Origin of the sequence: Micropruina sp., from assembly GCF_027492755.1 — a bacterium.
GTDB lineage: Bacteria > Actinomycetota > Actinomycetes > Propionibacteriales > Propionibacteriaceae > Micropruina.
Genome location: NZ_JAPUED010000238.1, coordinates 1 through 5,033, shown reverse-complemented (window position 1 = coordinate 5,033; position 5,033 = coordinate 1). Strand labels below are relative to the sequence as shown.

The following is a 5,033-nucleotide window of genomic DNA, read 5'->3' as shown; positions in this document are numbered from 1 at the left end:
CCGGTGGTGGTCTCGCCGGTGAAGGCGATCTTCGCGATCCGGCTGGACGACGCCAGCGGCTTGCCCGCCTCGACGCCGAAACCGTTGACCACGTTCACCACACCGGGCGGCAGCAGGTCGGCGATCAGCTCCATCAGCACCATGATGGACGCCGGGGTCTGCTCGGCCGGCTTCAGCACCACGGCGTTGCCGGCAGCCAGTGCCGGAGCCAGCTTCCAGGTGGCCATCAGCAGCGGGAAGTTCCACGGAATGATCTGTCCGACCACGCCCAGCGGTTCATGGAAGTGGTACGCGACCGTGTCGTTGTCGATCTGCGAGATCGTGCCCTCCTGCGCACGCAGCACCCCGGCGAAGTAGCGGAAGTGGTCGATGGCCAGGGGCAGGTCCGCGGCCAGGGTCTCGCGGACGGCCTTGCCGTTGTCCCAGGTCTCGGCAACGGCCAGCTTCTCGAGATTGGCCTCCATCCGGTCGGCGATCCTCAGCAGGACCCCGGCCCGGTCGGCGGCACTCGTCTTCCCCCACCCGGGCGCGGCGGCGTGGGCGGCGTCGAGAGCGGCGTCGATGTCCGCGGCGGTGCCCCGGGCGATCTCGGTGAACGGCCGGCCGGTGACCGGCGACGGATTCTCGAAGTAGCCGCCCTTGGCCGGCGCCTTCCAGTCGCCGCCGATCCAATGGTCGTAGCGGCTGTTGAAGCTGGCGGGAGAGCCGTCGGTGTTCGGCGCTGCGTAAACGGTCATGGAGACTTCCTTGTCTGCGCACCGCGACCGGGCGGTCCGATCACGTGGCCGAAAGGCTAGGCAACACTGCGTTGCATCAGGGTTGCAGGCGCTCAGCGCAGCGCCAGATCGAGGGCGTCGAGGTGCTGATGCACTTCGGACAGCCGGGGCGAGGAGGGCGGCAGGACGGCCGCGGCCCGGGCCCAGACGGCCAGGTCGTCGCGGCCGAACGGCGTGTCGGCGAAGGCGAGCAGGGCGTCCGGGTCACCGGCGGCCAGCAGCCGTCCGCGCAGCCCGTGGTGCAGGTCGTCCCGCAACCGCAGCACACCGGGGGCGCCCGACAGCGGCAGCACGGGCCCGTGATAGTGGGCCACCGCCGAACGCAGCCGACCGGCGTCCAGTTCGGCCCGGACGTCGGCGAGGTCGGTGGCCAGCGGCGGCAACCGGTACGGCTTGGAGTGCAACTCGACGGGCCGCAGAGCGACCCGCAGCCGGGAGAGTTCGGCCCGGACGGTGACCTGCGCGAGGTGATCGTCGCTGAGTTCGACGGCGAGTTCCGCGCTGGACAGCCCGTCCGGCGCCTGACTGAGCAGCAACATGATCTCGCTGTGCCGCAGGCTGAGCTCCTGGTCGGGGCCGGCCCCGTGCACCAGCGCCTGGCGCCGGCCGAGGACGGCCAGCTGCGGCCCGGCGGAGCCTGGTCGGCTGCCCAGGGTGAGCTGCTGCAACCGCAACTCGGCCTCGACGGCGGCCACCGTGGCCCGGACCAGCGCCAGGGTCTGCGGGGTCGCGCTCTGCGGCCCGCCGGTGAGGTCGAGGACGCCGAGGATCGCGCCGTGCGACGGGTCGCGGATCGGGGCCGCCGAACAGCTCCACGGAGTGACCGCCCGCAGCAGATGCTCGGCTCCGACGATCTGCACCGGACGCCCCACGGCCAGCGCGGTGCCGGGCGCGTTGGTACCCGCCGACTCCTCGCTCCAGTCGGCGCCGGGCAGGAAGTGCATCGCTTCCGCGCGGGAGCGCAGCGTGTGGTCGCCCTCCACCCACAGCAGCTGCCCGGCCGCGTCGCTGAGCGCCACCAGGAAGCCCGCCTCGGAGGCGGCGTCGACCAGCAGGTGCCGCACCAGCGGCAATACCTGGGCCAACGGATGGGCCTCGCGAGCCTGGGCCAGGGCGTCCGAGTGCAACCGGACCCGGGCCAGCGAACGTTCCGGGTCGACGCCGCTGCGCACACTGCGTTGCCACGACTCCGACACCACCGGCCGGACGCCGTCGGCGACCGCACCGGAACTCACGAAGGCGTCGTGCAACTGGGCCAGCCGACGGCCGGGCAGTGGCTGGTCACGCCCGGGCATCATCGCCCCCGGGGCGTCTGGGACACCCATGCGCCCACCTTAGTCACGGCGTCCAGAGGAACGTCCGGGCATAAGGAAGCGGCCCGCCCCGGGGGGATGGGGAACGGGCCGCTTCCGTTTCGGGAGGTCTCAGGCAGCCAGGTCGTGGGTGCTGCGCAGCTTGGCGATGGCGTGCCGCTCGATCTGGCGGACGCGCTCGGCGGTGATACCCCAGACGGCGGCGATGTCGGCCAGCTTGGCCTGACGGCCGTCGACCAGGCCGTAACGCCGGCGGACCACGTCAGCCGAACGGTCGTCCAGCGTGGAGAGCATGCCTTCCAGGCGGGCGCGTTCCTCGGCGTCCAGCACCATCTCGTCGGGGCCGGGGGACATCTCACGAGCCAGCAGGTCACCGAGCGCGGTGTCGCCGTCCTCTTCGACCGGGGCGTCGAGGCTGACGTGATCGCGGGCCAGCCGCAGCAGGTCGATCACCTGCTCCTCGGTGAGGCCGAGCTCGTCGGCGATCTCCACCAGTTCCGGCTCGCGGCCGAAGCGGCGCTCCAGGGTGCGGCGCACGGCGGACACCTGGTTCACCTGCTCGGCGACGTGCACCGGCAGCCGGACGATGCGGCCCTGCTGGGCGATGCCGCGCGAGATGGACTGGCGGACCCACCAGGTGGCGTAGGTGGAGAACTTGAAGCCCTTGCTGTAGTCGAACTTCTCCACGGCGCGGATCAGTCCGGTATTGCCCTCCTGCACCAGGTCGAGCAGCGGCATCTGGGCCCGGCCGTACTTGCGGGCGACCGAGACGACGAGCCGCAGGTTCGCGGTGATGAAGCGCTGCAGCGCCTGCTCACCCTCGGTGGCGATCTGTTCGAGTTCCTCGGCGCTGGCGCCGTGCGGGCGGGTAGCCTCGGCATCCACGGTGCCGTTGAGCAGTTGCCGGGCGAACAGCCCCGCCTCGATCCGCTTGGCGAGGATGACTTCCTCTTCGGCGGTCAGCAGTGCGGTCTTGGCGATTCCGTCCAGATACAGGCCAACGGCGTCCTTGCCATCGATTCCGTCAGTGCTCCGGATGCGGTGCGCAGTCGAGATCATGTGTGTCCTTTCGCTCCGTCATCAGTACAACGCAGCGCGAGCGACGATGTTTCCGTTGACGGCCCCCAATGAACCCTGAGCGCAGCCCGGAGAGGCAAACCAAGACCGTAGTCGTACCTGGACGCCGACCGCGGAGGCTATCGACCTCGGATCCGGTCGCGCCGGTGCCGTCTTCCAGGATGCCACGCGGCCGCGAACAGCCCCCGAGGGGCGGCTACTCGGCTCGCTCCGGCGCCACCTGGTCGATGATCCAGGCCAGCTCGAAGGCCAGGTCGCGCCAGGCCTGATAGCGACCCGAGACACCGCCGTGGCCGGCCACCAGTTCGGTGCGCAACAGGATCGGACGCGCGTCGTCGGCGATCACCGTCCGGCGCAACTGGGCCACCCATTTGGCGGGCTCGGTGACCTCGACCCGGGTGTCGTTGAGGCTGGTGGTGGCAAGCACGGACGGGTAGCGCGCCGCTTGGACGTTCTCGTAGGGCGTGTAGCCCTTCATGCAGCGGTACACCTCGGGATCGTGCAGCGGGTCGCCCCACTCCTCCCACTCGGTGACGGTGAGCGGCAGCTCCGGATTGAGGATGGTGGTCAGCGCATCGACGAACGGCACGTCGGCATGGATGGCCCGGAAGGCGTCCGGGGCCAGGTTGACCGCCGCGCCCATGGTCAGGCCGCCCGCCGAGCCGCCTTGGGCGACCAGCCGGTCGGGGCTCGTCCAGCCGGATTCGGCCAGCTGCCGGGCGGCTGCGACGAAGTCGCTGAACGTGTTGGGCTTGGCCAGCAGCCGGCCCTGTTCGTACCAGGCCCGGCCCAGTTCGCCGCCGCCGCGGACGTGCGCGATCGCCCACACGAAACCCCGGTCGAGCAGGCTGAGCCGGGGGATCGAGAACCACGGGTTCAGCGAATGCTCGTAGGCGCCGTAGCCGTAGAGCAGGGCGGGGGCGCTGCCGTCCGGTATGACGTCCGCGCGATGGACGATCGACAGTGGCACCCGGGTGCCGTCCGGTGCGATCGCCCACTCCCGGCGCTGCACGTAGCGGCTGGGGTCGTAGGCGCCGTGCACCGGATGGTCGAGCACCTCGCTCTGCTTCAGGGTGCGGCGGGCGCCGGTGTCCAGCCGGTACTCGTCCAGCCGGCGCGGGCTGACCAGCGATTCGTGCACCAGCCGGATCCGATCGGTGGCCGGATCGTCGGCCGACAACGCGCCGGCGCTGTACAGCGGTTCGTCGAAGGCGATCGGCGCAGGTTCGCCCCAGCCACCGTCCGGGGTGCGCCCGATCACTTCGATCAGCGGCAGGCCGTCGCGTCGGGAACTGAGCACCAGGTAGTCGGCGTACGCCTGCACCCCCAGCATCCGGACGCCGGGACGTTGCGGCACCAGCGGCTGCCACGCGTCGACATCGGACGCCGTGAACGGCGCCCGGGCCAGTTGGAACTCGGACGCGTCGTCGTTGTGCACGATGTAGAGGGCATCGGTGCCGACCTCGACGCTGTACTCCAGGCCGTGGCGGCGCGGCGCCACCACCCGGGCGCCGGCGGTCGGGTCGGCCACGTCCAGCAGCCGGTACTCGCCGGACTGCTTGCTTTCGGCCGCCAGCAGCACCCGGGTGCGGTCGCGCGACTCGTCCACGCCCACCCAGAACCGCTCGTCCGGCTCATGCCAGAGCAGGACGTCGTCGGCGCTGCCGTCCAGGGTGTGCAGCCACACCCGGTCGGGACGCCAGGCCGGGTCGACGGTCAGGTAGACCAGTCGGTCGTCGCCGCACCAACACCCCCCGCCGGCCACATCGATCTCCGGTGCGGCGAGCTCGGTGCGGGTGGCCAGTTCGATCACCCGCAGCCGGTACCGCTCGTCACCGGTCAGGTCCTCGCTCCAGGCCAGCCGCGT

3 protein-coding genes and 1 pseudogene are annotated in these 5,033 nt (G+C 71.2%); all 4 read right to left on the bottom strand.

The genetic code is table 11. The features are described 5' to 3' along the window. Positions 1–737, bottom strand: a pseudogene (gene adh / locus Q0066_RS16425) (aldehyde dehydrogenase); the annotation flags it as partial. A 92-nt stretch (positions 738–829) separates the two neighbouring features. Further along, entirely contained in the window at positions 830–2,101 is a 1,272-nt protein-coding gene (locus Q0066_RS16420; RefSeq protein WP_298134959.1) for a GAF domain-containing protein, read from the bottom strand. A 99-nt stretch (positions 2,102–2,200) separates the two neighbouring features. Further along, entirely contained in the window at positions 2,201–3,145 is a 945-nt protein-coding gene (locus tag Q0066_RS16415) for a sigma-70 family RNA polymerase sigma factor (protein ID WP_298134963.1), read from the bottom strand. A 217-nt stretch (positions 3,146–3,362) separates the two neighbouring features. Continuing rightward, the coding region (locus Q0066_RS16410; protein ID WP_298134957.1) for a prolyl oligopeptidase family serine peptidase at positions 3,363–5,033 on the bottom strand (1,671 nt) is incomplete at its 5' end.